The organism is Dermacoccus sp. PAMC28757, assembly GCF_014302635.1.
GTDB lineage: Bacteria > Actinomycetota > Actinomycetes > Actinomycetales > Dermatophilaceae > Dermacoccus > Dermacoccus abyssi.
In genome coordinates, this window is sequence record NZ_CP060292.1 from 1158158 (window position 1) to 1172268 (window position 14111).

General features: G+C 69.0%; 18 protein-coding genes, 1 pseudogene and 1 riboswitch. Of the genes and pseudogenes, 10 read left to right on the top strand and 9 right to left on the bottom strand.

From position 1 onward, the window contains the following. Positions 1-134 precede the first annotated feature (134 nt). From H7F30_RS05635 to H7F30_RS05650, 4 genes are all read left to right on the top strand, one after another. Positions 135-1061 (top strand): DMT family transporter, encoded by a 927-nt coding sequence (locus H7F30_RS05635; RefSeq protein ID WP_255464969.1) that lies wholly within the window; start codon positions 135-137, stop codon positions 1059-1061. Between the two features lie 37 nt (positions 1062-1098). Next, positions 1099-2058 carry a 1,4-dihydroxy-2-naphthoyl-CoA synthase gene (locus tag H7F30_RS05640; RefSeq protein WP_187037292.1) on the top strand — a complete coding sequence of 320 codons (960 nt, stop codon included), beginning with the start codon at positions 1099-1101 and terminating at the stop codon, positions 2056-2058. Positions 2059-2129: 71 nt separating this feature from the next. Beyond that, complete coding sequence (locus H7F30_RS05645) at positions 2130-2480, top strand: multidrug efflux SMR transporter (RefSeq protein ID WP_129665027.1); 351 nt, start codon at positions 2130-2132, stop codon at positions 2478-2480. Next, complete coding sequence (locus H7F30_RS05650) at positions 2477-2806, top strand: multidrug efflux SMR transporter (RefSeq protein ID WP_047312415.1); 330 nt, start codon at positions 2477-2479, stop codon at positions 2804-2806. The genes H7F30_RS05645 and H7F30_RS05650 overlap by 4 nt, the downstream gene beginning before the upstream one ends. Here the strand turns inward: H7F30_RS05650 and H7F30_RS05655 are convergent. After that, positions 2775-3475: pseudogene (locus H7F30_RS05655) on the bottom strand (SDR family NAD(P)-dependent oxidoreductase). The gene H7F30_RS05650 and the pseudogene H7F30_RS05655 sit on opposite strands and share 32 nt — an antisense overlap. A 16-nt stretch (positions 3476-3491) precedes the next feature. Then, complete coding sequence (locus H7F30_RS05660; protein ID WP_187037294.1) at positions 3492-3995, bottom strand: DUF4188 domain-containing protein; 504 nt, start codon at positions 3993-3995, stop codon at positions 3492-3494. 64 nt (positions 3996-4059) lie between these two features. Here H7F30_RS05660 and H7F30_RS05665 point away from each other — a divergent pair, with 64 nt between their 5' ends. Next, positions 4060-4638, top strand: a complete 579-nt coding sequence (locus tag H7F30_RS05665; RefSeq protein ID WP_187037296.1) for a TetR/AcrR family transcriptional regulator — start codon at positions 4060-4062, stop codon at positions 4636-4638. A gap of 6 nt (positions 4639-4644) precedes the next feature. Here the strand turns inward: H7F30_RS05665 and H7F30_RS05670 are convergent, their stop codons facing one another. Continuing rightward, positions 4645-5094, bottom strand: a complete 450-nt coding sequence (locus H7F30_RS05670) for an SRPBCC family protein (RefSeq protein WP_187037298.1) — start codon at positions 5092-5094, stop codon at positions 4645-4647. A 157-nt stretch (positions 5095-5251) separates the two neighbouring features. Between H7F30_RS05670 and H7F30_RS05675 the strand changes: the two genes are divergently transcribed. The 3 genes from H7F30_RS05675 (at position 5252) to H7F30_RS05685 (ending at position 7459) form a co-directional block, all read left to right on the top strand. Beyond that, positions 5252-5614, top strand: a complete 363-nt coding sequence (locus tag H7F30_RS05675) for a TraR/DksA family transcriptional regulator (RefSeq protein WP_129665039.1) — start codon at positions 5252-5254, stop codon at positions 5612-5614. A 79-nt stretch (positions 5615-5693) separates the two neighbouring features. Beyond that, on the top strand, positions 5694-6698 hold the full coding sequence (locus H7F30_RS05680) for an o-succinylbenzoate synthase (RefSeq protein ID WP_187037301.1): 1005 nt from the start codon (positions 5694-5696) through the stop codon (positions 6696-6698). Between the two features lie 83 nt (positions 6699-6781). After that, positions 6782-7459 carry an SDR family oxidoreductase gene (locus H7F30_RS05685; RefSeq protein WP_187037303.1) on the top strand — a complete coding sequence of 226 codons (678 nt, stop codon included), beginning with the start codon at positions 6782-6784 and terminating at the stop codon, positions 7457-7459. 88 nt (positions 7460-7547) lie between these two features. On the opposite strand, the gene H7F30_RS05690 is transcribed toward H7F30_RS05685, so the two are convergent. Both H7F30_RS05690 and H7F30_RS05695 read right to left on the bottom strand, forming a co-directional pair. After that, positions 7548-8315 (bottom strand): inositol monophosphatase, encoded by a 768-nt coding sequence (locus H7F30_RS05690; protein ID WP_129665061.1) that lies wholly within the window; start codon positions 8313-8315, stop codon positions 7548-7550. 165 nt (positions 8316-8480) lie between these two features. Then, positions 8481-9161: a DedA family protein gene (locus tag H7F30_RS05695; protein ID WP_047312407.1), complete on the bottom strand. Its 681-nt coding sequence runs from the start codon at positions 9159-9161 to the stop codon at positions 8481-8483. A gap of 68 nt (positions 9162-9229) precedes the next feature. Here H7F30_RS05695 and H7F30_RS05700 point away from each other — a divergent pair, with 68 nt between their 5' ends. Together H7F30_RS05700 and fbaA are read left to right on the top strand one after the other, a co-directional pair. Continuing rightward, positions 9230-9970 (top strand): TrmH family RNA methyltransferase, encoded by a 741-nt coding sequence (locus H7F30_RS05700; protein WP_187037305.1) that lies wholly within the window; start codon positions 9230-9232, stop codon positions 9968-9970. A 109-nt stretch (positions 9971-10079) separates the two neighbouring features. Further along, the gene (gene fbaA / locus H7F30_RS05705; RefSeq protein ID WP_255464971.1) at positions 10080-11171 is read left to right on the top strand and encodes a class II fructose-bisphosphate aldolase; all 1092 of its coding nucleotides are present in this window, start codon (positions 10080-10082) and stop codon (positions 11169-11171) included. Between the two features lie 79 nt (positions 11172-11250). Here fbaA and H7F30_RS05710 read toward each other — a convergent pair whose 3' ends face one another. Genes H7F30_RS05710 through H7F30_RS05725 form a run of 4 tightly spaced genes read right to left on the bottom strand, consistent with a single transcriptional unit; the run spans position 11251 to position 13959 of the window. Beyond that, positions 11251-12069: an energy-coupling factor ABC transporter ATP-binding protein gene (locus H7F30_RS05710; protein WP_187037309.1), complete on the bottom strand. Its 819-nt coding sequence runs from the start codon at positions 12067-12069 to the stop codon at positions 11251-11253. Then, entirely contained in the window at positions 12066-12845 is a 780-nt protein-coding gene (cbiQ, locus tag H7F30_RS05715; RefSeq protein ID WP_187037311.1) for a cobalt ECF transporter T component CbiQ, read from the bottom strand. Before cbiQ ends, H7F30_RS05710 begins: the two co-directional genes overlap by 4 nt. Positions 12846-12847: 2 nt before the next feature. Then, positions 12848-13216: an energy-coupling factor ABC transporter substrate-binding protein gene (locus H7F30_RS05720; protein WP_187037313.1), complete on the bottom strand. Its 369-nt coding sequence runs from the start codon at positions 13214-13216 to the stop codon at positions 12848-12850. Next, positions 13213-13959: an energy-coupling factor ABC transporter permease gene (locus tag H7F30_RS05725; RefSeq protein WP_187037315.1), complete on the bottom strand. Its 747-nt coding sequence runs from the start codon at positions 13957-13959 to the stop codon at positions 13213-13215. Before H7F30_RS05725 ends, H7F30_RS05720 begins: the two co-directional genes overlap by 4 nt. Positions 13960-14007: 48 nt before the next feature. Next, positions 14008-14074, bottom strand: a riboswitch (cobalamin riboswitch). Between the last annotated feature and the right edge of the window lie 37 nt (positions 14075-14111).

Below are 14111 nucleotides of genomic sequence, written 5' to 3' on the forward strand. Positions count from 1 at the left end.
GCTCGGCGGGCGGACCCTCGTCCAACGCGGCATGCCGCGGCTCTACGGTGGGTGAATGCGGCCCGATCGGATGGCCGCATTCATGACTGATCGGGTCCACGCGTCGGCCCGAAGCGCTCTCAGGAGGTGGCTCGTTGTCGACCCCACGTCTGCGCACCCGGGGCGGCACAGCCCCCGCGGTGCTCATGGTCGTCGGATCCTGCGCGTCGCTGCAGTTCGGTGCCGGCCTCGCCGTCCAGCTCTTCCCGGAGATCGGCGCCGCGGGTGTGACGACGTTGCGTCTCGGCTTCGCTGCCGTGCTCCTGCTGCTCGTCACCCGTCCGAAGCTGCGTACCTGGACGAAGCAGCAGTGGTTCGCCGTCGTCGCGTTCGGTCTGTCGTTGGCCGGCATGAACGGCCTGTTCTACGAGGCGATCGCGCGTATTCCGCTCGGTCCGGCCGTGGCCATCGAGTTCCTCGGTCCACTCGGTCTCGCGGCGGTGCTCTCACGCAAGCTGCGCGACTTCGCGTGGATCGGCCTCGCACTCGCCGGCGTCGCGATGCTCGGTCTCGACGACGGGGGCGGCTCGCTGGACCCGGTGGGCGTCGCGTTCGTGCTCGGCGCGGGCTTCTTCTGGGCCCTCTACATTCTGGCGAGCGAGCGCGTCGGCTCGCTCCTCGACGGTGCGGGTGGTCTCGCGATGGCACTCGTCATCGGCACGCTCGCGATCATGCCGTTCGGTGCTCCCGGGGCCGTCGAGGGCCTCACGGACACCCACTTCTTCATGCTGGGGCTCGGCGTCGGCATGCTGTCGTCGGTCATTCCGTACGGCTTGGAACTTTCTGCGCTGCGTCTGTTGCCGAAGGCGGTGTTCGGGGTGCTGCTGGCGCTCGAGCCCGTCATCGCGGCGCTCGCCGGGTGGCTGTTGCTCGATCAGGGTTTCGGCATGGTCAGTGCTCTCGCGGTGGCGCTCGTCGTCATCGCCGGCGCCGGCTCCGCCATCACTGCGTCACGCTCGGCCAGCACCATCACGCCGCCGGAGGACACCCCCGACGAGGTGACGGCGTCCGTTCACGCGTGACGCACCACGCCCAGTAGGCACCGATAGGCTGACCGGCGTGAGTGACGAGACGCAGAAGCAGCCGGGCAACCCGTTCGACCCCACGGCCTGGAAGGTCGTCGAGGGGTTCGAGGATCTGACGGACATCACCTACCACCGCAGCGTCGAACTCGGCTGCGTGCGCGTGGCGTTCGACCGCCCTGAGGTGCTCAACGCGTTCCGCCCGCACACCGTGGACGAGCTGTACCGCGTGCTCGACCACGCGCGTCGCACGCCGGACGTCGGCGTCGTCCTCCTCACCGGCAACGGCCCCGGCCCGGAGGGCACCGGCAGCGCCGGCAAGTGGGCGTTCTGTTCGGGCGGCGACCAGCGCATCCGCGGCCGCTCGGGCTACCAGTACGCCGCCGACCACGACGGCGACCAGACGGCGTCCGGCGTCGACGAACTACGCGCCAAGGCCGAGGGTGGGCGTCTTCACATCCTCGAGGTGCAGCGCCTCATCCGCACGATGCCGAAGGTCGTCATCTGCCTCGTCAACGGGTGGGCAGCCGGTGGCGGCCACAGCCTCCACGTCGTCTGCGACCTGACGATGGCCTCCCGCGAACACGCGCGCTTCAAGCAGACCGACGCCGACGTGGGTTCCTTCGACGGCGGCTACGGCTCCGCGTACCTCGCGAAGATGGTGGGCCAGAAGTTCGCGCGCGAGATCTTCTTCCTCGGCCGCACGTACACGGCCGACGACATGCACCGCATGGGCGCGGTCAACATCGTCAGCGCGCACGACGAACTCGAGTCGGATGCCCTCCAGGCGGCCCGCGAGATCATGAGCAAGTCGCCGCAGGCGCAGCGCATGCTGAAGTTCGCGTTCAACCTCTCCGACGACGGCCTCATGGGCCAGCAGGTCTTCGCCGGCGAAGCCACGCGCCTCGCGTACATGACCGACGAGGCTGTCGAGGGGCGCGACCAGTTCCTCGAGAAGCGCGACCCCGACTGGTCGGGCTTCCCCTGGTACTTCTGATCGGCATTTCGTACTGCCCTGTCGGACAAGCGAACCAGCGAGAAATCGACGCCGAGGGAGACACTGGAGCGGTGAGAGCATGGTGGTTGCTGGCCGTTGCGGTCGCGTGTGAGGTCTCCGGTTCGCTTGCCATGAAGGCGGCTGTCGATGTGCCCGCCTGGTACGTCCTCACCGCCGTCGGGTACACGGCGTCACTCGCTCTGCTCGCGCTCGTGCTGCGTACGGGAATGACCGTCGGCAAGGCCTACGGCATCTGGGGCGCCACGGGCGTCGCACTCACCGCCGTTCTCAGTGCCGCCATCTTCGGTGAACCTCTGACGCCCCTCATGGGCCTCGGCGTGCTCCTCGTCATCGCAGGTGTTCTGCTCGTCGAGTTCGGCTCGCGCCCCAAGGCGAGCGACACGGTGGAGGCAGCGTCGTGAGGTGGGCTTACCTGGCGGTCGCCATCATCTGCGAGGTGACGGCAACCCTTTCGCTGCGGCAGGCCACCGTCACCGGGCGTCGGCGCTGGTACGCCTCCGTGGTGGCGGGATACCTCGCCGCGTTCACCCTGCTCGCCCTGACGCTGGCCGCAGGCGTCCCGCTCGGCGTCGCCTACGGAACGTGGGCCGCCTGCGGCGTCGCGCTCACGGCGCTCGCGAGCCGCGTGCTCTTCGACGAGCCTCTCACCCGGACGATGTGGGTCGGCATCGGCTGCATCGTCGTGGGTGTGCTGCTCATCGAGCTCGGCGCCAGCGGCGCGCACTGAGCCGGCTTTCCTCTCGCGGGGACCAACGCCAGTGTGGCGAGCCCGAAGGCATCGTCGCTCGCTGCGGTGCGGGGTCGGTCGAGCCGATCAGGCCTGCGTCCAGGGCATCGTCATACCGAGAACCCGCGAGCCGTCGAGGTCGCCGAGCGACACCCCGGCGAACGTCGCGGCAGCGTCGCTCGTCTGCCAGCGGAAGCGGTACTCGTCGGCGAGGGCCGCGCCCGCGATCGCCTCGCCGGCGCTCTCCGCCGACTGCGCGTTCGCGAACGCCGACGTGAGCGGCGACGGTCGAGAGCGACTGCATGAAGCCGTCGACGGCGAACTTCGCGGCGCAGTACGCGTCGGCGAACGGCTGTCCGACCACGCCGCCGACGGAGGTGACCGTGACGATCGTTCCGCGTCGTGCCTCGCGTTGTTGACGAGGATGTCGAGGCGTCCGTGATCGCGCACGACCCCCTCGACGAAACGGGCGTTCGCGGCATGGTCGGTGACGTCGAGTTCACGGATGTCGAGTGTGACGTCGGCGCCGGCCGCCGCCTCTTCGAGCGCAACGGCGCGCTCCTTCGAGCGGACCGTTGCGACGACGGTGCACCCCGCCTTCGCGAGGGCCACGGCGGCGTGCAGGCCCATACCGCTGGAGGTTCCGGTGACGACGGCGACGCGATTCATGCCCCCAGTGTGAGCCCTATCGGATCTCGCCGTCAGCGGCGTCCACAGGTGCCCCGGTCTGCGCCAGGCGCTGACGGGCCGTTGCCAGGCCCGGTCCGACCGGGACGGTGCCCAGCGCCTTCCCGAGGCCGAACTCGGGCATGTAGACGTACACCGACTCGTACCCCTCGGGCGGGCACACGTAGGTCTCGTGCCAGATGCCCACGTGTCCCTCGCGCCCGAGCTTGCGGAAGTCGCGCCACGGCTTGAGGTGGGGAGCGTCGGCGTCCGCGGCGAAGGCGTGAAGGTGTTCAGGGGAACGCCAATACTGCACCGAGATCGTGGTGCGCCCGAACCACTGTTCGTGGTGGAGCAAACCGGCGTCCGGGTCCCGCACGTGGTGGTTCAGCATCCGGGGCATCGCGACGGCGACAGGCTCCCAACGGTCAGGGCGCCACAGCGAGTTGAAGCGCATGCCGATGAGGAAGACGGTGACGTCGCCGTCCGTCGTCGCCGTCGTGCGAGCAGTGTTGATGGTCATGGCAGCCTCCGGTCGCCGAGTTCCGTAACAATGTTATAAAACGATGTTTTGTTACCGTCGTCAAGTGCCTCGACCCAAGACCTACGACGACGCCGACCGTGCGCGCATCGTCGAACGCGCTGCCCGTGTCATCGCGACGGAGGGCGCCTCGGGACTCTCGTTGCGCTCCCTTGCCGCCGACTCCGGCGTCTCGACCACGGCGGTCTACTCACTCATCGGGGGCAAGGACGCCGTCATCGCAGCCGTCGTTCACGAGGCCACTCTGTCGTTCGCCACAGCGCAGGCGAATGCCGTCACGGGCGAGGATGCCCACACCGACTTCAGGCGTCTCGGCGTCGCCTACCGGGCATGGGCGATCGAGCATCCGAGCCTGTACGCCGTCATCTTCACCGGCCGCGCAGGCAGCGCCGGCGAGACGCACGAAGCGGCGGCATTCGAGCCCCTGCTCGACACCGTGACGCGATTGTCGGAGGTGGGGCGACTGCACGGCGACGACCCGCAGGCGGCGGCGCTCGCCATCTGGGGCTCGGTGCACGGCGCCGTGTCGCTCGAACTCGAACTGTGGCCCGATCAGCCGAAGGCGGAGTCGGCTCGCGCGTTCGACGTCATGCTCGACGCCGTCGAACGCGCGTGGGTGCGCTGACGCGCTTCACGCGGTGCGGGTCGACGCCTGCGCTTCGCAGTAGTCGCGAAGCTGTGCGGCTTCGGCGTTCAGCTTCTTCTCGAGCAGCGGGCCGCTCATGGACGCGTTCACCTTGGCGAATGTGCTGTCCATGCGCAGCAGGAAGTGGACAGCGACGCGACGCTCGTCCACCTGGCGCAGCGTGTACTCGAACGTGACGGCGCCGCCGGTGGTCTCCGCGGAGTAGGTGAGGCGTTCGTTCGGCCGGTAGTCGTGGATCGTGAGGCGCTGATTGTCGAAGCGCCACCAGGCCTGGGAGGCGCTGTACCGAGCGCCGGGCCCGGGGGCCGTCGTACCGTCCTCAGGTTTCACGTCGGTGAGGTCATCCATCCAAGCCACCCAGTTCTGCGGGTCGCCGAGTGCGGCCCAGACCGTCGCGAGGTCCGCGTGAATTTCCTGCGTTGTCGAAAACTCCATGACGATTGCTCCCTGAGATGGTCGTTCCCCGATGACAAGAACCTAAATGCGTATGACGCGCCGTGACGCGGTCGAAGGCGTTGTTCACCAGAACGTCACCCGGACGGCGGCCGACCTCCCACGTGGTTCGACTGCGGCGCCTGTCTACGCTGACGGTATGACGTTCGATGCACGCGCCGCGCTGCTCGCCAAACGTGCCGAGACGACGCAGCGGCTCAAGGGGCTCGACGAGAGCTTCGCCGACATCGTCGAGTCGGTGCGCGACAGCAACCTCGACGACGAGCACGATCCGGAGGGCTCGACCGTGGCCGTTTCACGCGCCCAGGTCGCGTCGCTCGCGCAGGAGGGGCGCGAACAGCTGCGTGAAATCGAGGCGGCCCTGCGGCGTCTGGACGACGGCGCGTACGGCACCTGTGCCCGCTGTGGTGGGCCGATCGGCGATGCGCGCCTCGAAGCGCGGCCGACAGCGACGCTGTGCATCGGCTGCGCGCAGCAGGAGAACGCGAGCCCGCGCCGATGACGCCGGGCAGCCACGTTCGCACTGGAGCGGGCGTCGGGTCCCACGGGCCGCGCATCTGACCTGGTCCTAGGCTTTGATCATGGCGTTGCCCCCGCTCTCCGACCTGCTCGACGGCCTCAAGGTCGTCTCACTGCCGCTCAACACGCGCTTTCGCGGCGTGCAGCACCGCGAGATCGCCTACATCGAGGGGCCGTGCGGCGTGGGGGAGTTCGCCCCGTTCCTCGAGTACGAGCCGGACGAGGCATCACGATGGCTCGCGGCCGCCGTCGAGGCTGCATACGTGGGGTGGCCCGAGCCGGTGCGTGACGTCGTCGCCGTCAACGCCACCGTGCCGGCCGTCCCGGCGGCCGACGTGCCGCGGGTGCTCGCGCGCTTCGACGGCTGCTCGACGGCCAAGGTCAAGGTGGCGGAGAAGGGGCAGGCGCTCGACGACGACGTTGCCCGCGTCGCCGCGGTGCGTGACGGGCTGGGGCCCGAAGGCAGAGTGCGCCTCGACGCGAACGGCGGCTGGGGCGTCGACGACGCCGTCGCAGCCATCACGCGGCTCGCGGCTTTCGACCTCGAATACGTCGAGCAGCCCGTCATGCCGGTCGACGACCTGGCGCGCGTGCGCCGAAGCCTCGCCGCATCGGGCGTCGACGTGCGCATCGCCGCCGACGAATCCATCCGCAAGGCCGACGACCCCCTGCGCGTCGTCGAACTCCATGCCGCTGACCTCGCCATCGTCAAGGTTGCACCGCTCGGCGGGGTGACGGGCGCGCTGCGCATCGCGGAGGAGACGGGCCTGCCCATGGTCGTCAGTTCCGCGCTCGATTCGAGCCCCGGCATGGCGGCGGGCCTGGCGCTCGCGGCCGCACTGCCGGGGCTCGAGCACGCGTGTGGCCTCGGCACGATCAACCTGCTCGACGGCGACGTCGTCGAGCGATCGCTCGTGCCGGTGGGCGGCAACCTCACGGTCGGGCAGTTCGACGACGCCCGCCGTCTCGATCCAGAACGCCTCGAGCGTTACCGGGCGAGCGCCGAGCGCGAGGCGTGGTGGCGCGAGCGCGTCGCCGCGAGCTACGAGGTGCTGGCCGCTTACTGAGCGAGCGAATTGACGGCGTGGGCATAGACACGGCACCGTCGCCGTTGTCAGGAAGGACCAAAGCAATCGACCGAGGAGGTCCCGTGGCACACGTCGGAATCGTCGGAGGACACGGCAAGATCGCACTGCTCACCGCACCGCTGCTCGTCGAGGCAGGGCACGAGGTGACGTCCATCGTGCGCAACCCTGACCACGTGGGCGACGTCGAGGCGACCGGAGCCACTGCGCTCGTCGCCGACATCTCCGCCCTCAGCACCGAGGAGATCAAGGAGCTCTTCACCGAGCAGGGCTTCGACGCTCTCGTGTGGTCGGCCGGTGCCGGAGGAGGTGACCCGGAGCGCACCATCGCCGTCGACCGCGACGCCGCGATCCGCACGATGGACGCTGCGTCCGCCGTCGGGCCCGAGCGCTACGTCATGGTGTCCTACCTCGGCGCATCGCTCGATCACGGGGTGCCCGAGGACAACGACTTCCACACCTACGCCCAGGCGAAGGCGGAGGCGGACGAGCACCTGCGCGGCACGTCGCTGAAGTGGACGCTCGTCGGGCCGACGTCGCTGTCGCTGGACGAGCCGAGCGGTTCGATCGAGATCACGACGACGCCCGGCGACGTGAAGGCGTCGCGCGCCAACGTGGCCCGCGTCATCGCCGCGGTGCTCGCCGACGACTCCACGATCGGCAAGGCGCTGCCGTTCACCGACGGTGACGTGCCGATCGCCGAGGCCGTCGCCCAGGCGCCGGCGTCTGAGCGGCTCGCCTGAGCGTCCACCCAGGAAAACCCGCGATGACGACGAAGGGGCGAGGACCGTGGTGGTCCTCGCCCCTTCTTCTGTCTTCGCTGGCGCCGAGTCAGAGGTGTGAGCGCAGGCGCTCGTGCAACTGCGGGTCGGCGGCGACGAGCAGCGGCGTCGGAGTGCGCTCGAAGCGCGGGTCGTAGTCGGTGCCGTCGGCGTAGGCGGAAACACCACCCGATTCGCGGATGAACAGCGCGCCGGGTGCGTGGTCCCAGGGCTTCGTCGTGACGTAGAGGATGTAGTCGGCGCCGCCGGAGGCGATCTGGGGGTAGTCGACGGCACAGCACACCCAGGAGAGCTTGAGCGGCGGCAGGCCGTCGAGCGACTCACCGACGCGGGTGGGGCGCGACGTGACGCCCTGGGCAACCTCGCCGACGGTGCGCGGGGCGATGCGCTCGCCGTTGCGGAACGCCCCTGCGCCCTTCTCCGCGACGTAGGCGACTCCGTGCTGCGGCTGCCACATCCAGCTGCGGACGACGTCGCCGCCGCGCATCTCGGCCACCATGACGCCGTGGTCGGGGGAGCCGTGGACGAAGTTCTTCGTGCCGTCGACCGGGTCGACGGTGAACCAGTGATCGGCGTGCTCGGTTCGGTCGAGGATGCTCGGGTCGGCGGCGACCGCTTCCTCGCCGACGATGAGTGCGTCCGGGTAGGCGTCCAGCAGGCGGGCGGTGATGGCGACCTCGGCCTCGCGGTCGGCGACCGTCACGAGGTCGCCGGGGTTCTTCTCCATCACCTCGTGTCGGGCGAGGGATTCGAATCGGGGGTTGATGAACTCGTCGGCGGCTTCTTGCAGCATGGTCAGGACGGCCTGGGTATCCACGCGTCCGATCCTAGTGGCCCCGGTGGGCCCGCGATGTCGCCGTCGTGAGCGTGCAACACGGAACGACGGCCTCTCCCGAACCGTGTCGTATCGCGCGAGAAAACCTCAGGCCCCCGAGAACCTTCTCGGGGGCCTGAGGTCGAGCCGCACAATGCGGCGAGGAAGTCAGTTCGTCGGGTCGTGGTCGATGATGTCGCCGGCTTCCTTGACGAGAGCCTTGGTGCGACGGCGGTGGGCGAACCACTCGTAGGCCATCGGCAGCACGCTGACGAGGACGATGGCCATGATGGCGATGTCGATGTTCTTGCCGAGGCCGGGGAAGGCCTTGCCGAGGAAATACCCGGCGAACGTGATGGAGAAGACCCACAGCACGGCGCCCACGGCCGACCACGTGAAGAAGCGCTTGCGCTCCATGTGGCTGGCGCCGGCAACGACGGTGATGAACGTGCGCACGATGGGCACGAATCGGCCGATGACGAGGGCCTTGTTGCCGTGCTTGTCGAAGAATGCGTTGGTCTGTTCGAAGTATTTCTTCTTGAGGATCTTGCCGTCGCGTTCGTACAGCGGTGTGCCGAGCAGGCGTCCGAGTTCGTAGCCGACGACGTTGCCGAGGAACGCTGCGATGCACAGCGCGGGCAGCGAGACGTAGAGCGGGATGTCGAAGCCGCTCGTCGCCGACGTCGCGGTGAACATGCCGATGGCGAAGAGCAGGGAGTCGCCGGGAAGGAGCGGGAAGAACAGTCCGCACTCGACGAAGACGATGGCGAGGGAGACCCAGAAGAACGCTCCGCCGAAGTGGCTGAGGAGGTAGTTCGGGTCCATGAAGTCGGGGCCGAGGGCATGCATCACGTTGTCGAGCGTACCGGGGTGGCCGGTGTGGGGCCTGTGAGCAACGCCGCGGCGGTGAGGGGCAAATGAGAGGTTCGCGCGGGCCGCCGGGGCGGCCACTACCCTTGACGCTCGTGGGTGAAGCGATCGAGGAACGTCCGGATCACGTCGTCGGGGTCGGACCGTGGCAGGGGCCGTGGCCGCTCGATGACGACGGTGAACTCGACGCTCGCTTCGACCCGGAACTCCTGCGTGACGGCGACCGCCGCAACGTCGAGGACCGGTTCCGATACTGGCGCCACGACGCCATTGTCAGGCACCTCGACGAGTCGCGGCACGACTTCCACGTGGCGGTGGAGAACTGGGAGCACGACTTCAACATCGGCTCCGTCATCCGCACGGCCAACGCGTTCAACGCCAAGGCGTTCCACATCGTCGGCCGGCGCCGGTGGAACCGCCGGGGCGCGATGGTGACCGACCGGTACCAGCACGAGATGCACCACACGTCGGTCGACGACCTGCTCACGTGGGTGGCGACCGCGGGCCCGGCTGACGCCGCGGGTAACGCGACGCGCATCCCCGTCTACGCCATCGACAACGTCGCGGGCAGCGTGCCCCTCGAGACGTTCGACCTGCCGCGACACTGCGTCCTGCTGTTCGGTCAGGAGGGCCCTGGCGTCAGCGCGGAAGCGCTCGAGAAGGCCGACGCCGTTCTCGACATCGCGCAGTTCGGCTCGACGCGCTCGATCAACGCCGGCGCCGCGGCCGCCGTCACGATGCACGCCTGGATCCGTCGGCACGTGTTCGGCCAGCGCATCGGCGAATGACCCCGCAGTGTCAGTGTCCGAAAGCTGAGCATCGCTGCTCACTCCTCGGCCCGTCCGGCGCCGTAACGCCCACGTCCGTGTGGTGCGTGAAAGGATGAATCGGACGGCCGTGCCAGCACCCGGTACGGCCCGCGAACCGCAGATCGACAAGGGAGTGGACATGCCCATCGCAACCCCCGAGGTTTACCGCGAGATGCTCGACCGTGCGAAGCGTGAGGGCTTCGCGTACCCGGCCATCAACGTTTCGTCGTCGCAGACGCTGAACGCCGCCATCCGTGGTTTCGCCGAGGCCGGTTCGGACGGCATCATCCAGGTTTCCACCGGTGGCGCCGAGTACTTCTCGGGCCCCACGGTGAAGAACATGGTCACCGGCGCCCTCGCGATGTCGGCCTTCGCCCACGAGGTGGCGAAGAACTACGACGTCAACATCGCCCTGCACACCGACCACTGCCCGAAGGACAAGCTCGACAGCTTCGTCCGCCCGCTCGTCGACGCCTCGATCGAGCGCGTCAAGGACGGCGGTCAGCCGTACTTCCAGTCGCACATGTGGGACGGTTCGGCCGTTCCGCTCGAGGAGAACCTCGAGATCGCCAAGGAGCTGCTCGACAAGTGCCAGCAGGCGAACATCATCCTCGAGATCGAGGTCGGTGTCGTCGGCGGTGAAGAGGACGGCGTCGACAACGAGATCAACGACCAGCTGTACTCCACGCCCGAGGACGCCATCGCCACGGCCGAGGCTCTCGGCGCCGGTACCGACGTGTACTACATGACGGCCCTCACCTTCGGAAACGTGCACGGCGTCTACAAGCCGGGCAACGTCCAGCTGCGCCCGTCCGTGCTCAAGGACGCGCAGGACGCCGTCAAGGCCAAGTTCTCCGAGGCCGAGGACAAGCCGTTCCACCTCGTCTTCCACGGTGGCTCGGGCTCGTCGGAGGAGGAGATCAAGGAGGCCGTGTCGTACGGCGTCGTCAAGATGAACGTCGACACCGACACGCAGTACGCCTTCACCCGCCCGATCGCCGGCTGGATGCTCGGCAACTACGAGGGCGTCCTCAAGATCGACGGCGAGGTCGGCAACAAGAAGCAGTACGACCCGCGCGCCTGGGGCAAGGCTGCCGAGGAGGGCATGGCCAAGCGCGTCGTCGAGGCGTGTGAGCACCTCGGCTCCGCCGGCAAGAGCCAGGGCGCCAAGAAGGCCTGACGCCTCACCCGAGTCGTTCGACGCGAGCGGCCCGTCCACGAACAATCGTGGGCCGGCCGCTCGTTTCGTTGTGCGGCGTTCAGCGGTGGAGGGCTGCCGCCAGAACGTCAGCGCGGGAACGCGGGCGGTCGGCTGCCGAGACGGGGAGGCCTGCGGCGTCGAGCAGGTCCGCCTGCCACGGTCGATCGAGCTGCGCGTGACGCAGGAGGTCGGCGTCGCCCAGGAGGGCGCCGGCGTCGTCACTGACAGCACGCCCGGCGTCGAGCAGCGTGACGGTGTCGGCCCACTCCCACACGAGCGCCATGTCGTGGGTCGACAGGACGACGGTCGTGCCCGCGCCTTCGAGCCGCTCGAGACACGCGAGGAGAGCAGCGCATCCGGCGGGGTCGAGGCCGGCCGTCGGCTCGTCGAGCAGGAGGAAGCGCGGTTGCATCGCCACGGCGCCGGCGAGGGCGACGCGTTTGCGCTGGCCGTACGAGAGGTGATGCACGGGGTGGGTGAGCAGCTCGGTGATGCCCAACAGTTCAGCAGTCTCTGCCACCCGCGCACGGACGGCGTCGGGGTCGAGTCCGAGGTTGGTGGGGCCGTAGGAGATCTCGGCGTGGACATCGGCGGAGAAGAGCTGATCGTCCGGATCCTGTAGGACGAGCTGCACGGCGCGGCGGTGGGCGGTGAGTGCTGTGCGCTTGAAGTTCAGGGGCGTCTCGTCGACGAGGACCTCGCCGGCGGTGGGCCGCAGGCTGCCGCTCAAGGTCCGCAGGAGCGTCGTCTTGCCCGCACCGTTGGCGCCGATGAGCGCGAGGCGACGGCCCGCCTCGACCTCCACGTCGGCGTCGCGCAGCACCCACGCGTCGCGGCCGTACCGGACGCTGACCCCGTGCAGGGCGAGCGCACTCATCGGGTCATCACCGCGACGACGCCGAGCGCGAGGACCACGCAAGCGCTGAGGCCGACGAACGGCACCGAGACGTTCTGCGCCCGGGGCGTGACGACGAGCGCGCCGTCGAAGCCGCGCCCTTCGAGCCCTTCGCCGAGACGCTGAGCCCGCACCCAGGCCGTTCGGAGCGTGGCGGACAGCAACGACGCGACGCTGGCCCGGGCGATGCGCGCCGATGCGTACCCAAGGCGGGCCTCCTGCGTCGTGCGGACGTTGCCTGCCACGTCGAGGAGGACGAAGAGCATTCGGTAGACGAGGCCCGCGATTTCCACCATCGTCGCGGGCACCTTGGCGCGACGGGCCGCCGTCAGGAGGTCGGTCATCGGGGTGGTGAGGGCAAGCATCATGAGGGCCGAGGCCGCCGCGAGTGAGCGGCCGACTGTCTCGACGGAACGCTCGATCGACGCCGGCGCCGACCAGAACGGGCCGAACGACCACACGGCGTCAGGAGCGGGGTGGCCGATCGACACCGCGGCAGCGAGTGCCCCGAGGACGATGAACGTCACCGGAAGCGTGAGGACACGCGCTGCGAGGCGCGGCTCGACGCGAGCGCCAACGAGGATCGCGGCGAGACAGACGGCGACGAGTGCGGCGTGCAACCACAGCGGCCGCGTCGCCATGGCCACGACGAGCAGGCCGAGACTGAGTACCGCCTTCTCGAGAACGGAGCGATCGCGCCACCTGTTGCTCCAGGCGGCGCGATCGACGGCCGGGCCGGAGCCCGTCCTGGCTCCCACGGTCAGCTGCTGCGGGTTGTCGACTCGGGGGTGCGTGCGGCGTTCTGCGGGGAGTCGTCGGCGTTCGGCGCCGTTTCCGTCGAACGCTTACGGCGCTCGCGGAACGTGCCGAGCACGAAGCCGAGAATGCCGGCGCCGATGGCTGCCTGCAGCGCGAAGAGGCCGGATTCGACCTCGCCGCCGGGCTGCTCCCAGATCGGCGAGAACCACGGCTCGTAGTCCTTGTTCGAGGCCTCGATCTGCTCGGAGGCGGCGGCATCCGTCCCGCCGAACTCACCGCCGGAGTGGGTGCCCATGAGCAGTGCGATAGCGAACACGACGGCCGCCAGGGCGAGAAGTGCGACGTTCTTCCACACGGTCGAGCGCTTCATCGGGCACCTCCGGCGGGCGTGTTGAGGGTGTCGTCGGTCTTGGCGGGAGTGTCGGATTCGCCAGGCTCGTCGTCGAAGACATCGCGGCGGCCCTTGCCGAAGCCGAGGCCCTGCAGCTGCGGGCCCGCCCACGAACGCAGGGCGTTCATGAGGAGCACGCCGACGAGGCCCTCAACGATGGCGAGCGGAATCTGAGTGAGCGCGAACAGGCCGAGGAAGCGCGACCATGCGCCGAAGAAGCCGCTCTGGGCGTCGGGGAACGCGATGGCCAGCTGCGTGGCGGTGACGACGTACGTGGCCAGGTCGGCCAGGGCGACGGCGAAGAAGACGGCCACCGAGAACGGCGCCCGGCCCAGGAGGCGGTAGGTGCCGTAGGCGACCCACGGCCCGACGATCGCCATCGAGAACACGTTGGCGCCCAACGTCGTCAGGCCGCCGTGCGCGAGCAGCAACGCCTGGAAGATAAGCACGATCGTGCCTAACGCGGCCATGACGGGTGGCTTGAAGATGACGGCGCCCTCACCCGTGCCCGTCGGGTGCGACGAACTGCCCGTGACCGACGGCAGCTTGATGGCCGACAGCACGAACGAGTAGGCACCGACGCCGGCGAGCAGGAGTTTGGAATCAGGGTGTTCACGCGTGATCTGCGTGATGCGGCGGACGCCGTGAACGACGAACGGCGCGGAGACGGCCGTCCAAGCGGCCGCGTGGAGGGGTGGCAAGAAGCCCTCGGCAATATGCATGGCAATGCACCTTCCCGGGATGACGCGTCCCGACAATGCTTCGCCCTCGAGTTCCTGACTCGCGGAAAACCCGCTCACAGTGGCGCGACCGTCCCGGACTCTCACCGGGTTCCTCGATCTTGAGGCGACGACGGGAGCCTAGCAGCGCCCGC

Excerpts from the sequence above, each read along its gene's own strand:
- H7F30_RS05660 (WP_187037294.1), bottom strand. The coding sequence starts at position 3,995 with ATGACCATCAACACTGCTCGCACGACGGCGACGACGGACGGCGACGTC.
- H7F30_RS05670 (WP_187037298.1), bottom strand. The coding sequence starts at position 5,094 with ATGGAGTTTTCGACAACGCAGGAAATTCACGCGGACCTCGCGACGGTC.
- H7F30_RS05675 (WP_129665039.1), top strand. The coding sequence starts at position 5,252 with ATGACGTTCGATGCACGCGCCGCGCTGCTCGCCAAACGTGCCGAGACG.
- H7F30_RS05680 (WP_187037301.1), top strand. The coding sequence starts at position 5,694 with ATGGCGTTGCCCCCGCTCTCCGACCTGCTCGACGGCCTCAAGGTCGTC.
- H7F30_RS05695 (WP_047312407.1), bottom strand. The coding sequence starts at position 9,161 with ATGCATGCCCTCGGCCCCGACTTCATGGACCCGAACTACCTCCTCAGC.
- H7F30_RS05700 (WP_187037305.1), top strand. The coding sequence starts at position 9,230 with ATGAGAGGTTCGCGCGGGCCGCCGGGGCGGCCACTACCCTTGACGCTC.
- H7F30_RS05710 (WP_187037309.1), bottom strand. The coding sequence starts at position 12,069 with ATGAGTGCGCTCGCCCTGCACGGGGTCAGCGTCCGGTACGGCCGCGAC.
- H7F30_RS05720 (WP_187037313.1), bottom strand. The coding sequence starts at position 13,216 with ATGAAGCGCTCGACCGTGTGGAAGAACGTCGCACTTCTCGCCCTGGCG.
- H7F30_RS05725 (WP_187037315.1), bottom strand. The coding sequence starts at position 13,959 with ATGCATATTGCCGAGGGCTTCTTGCCACCCCTCCACGCGGCCGCTTGG.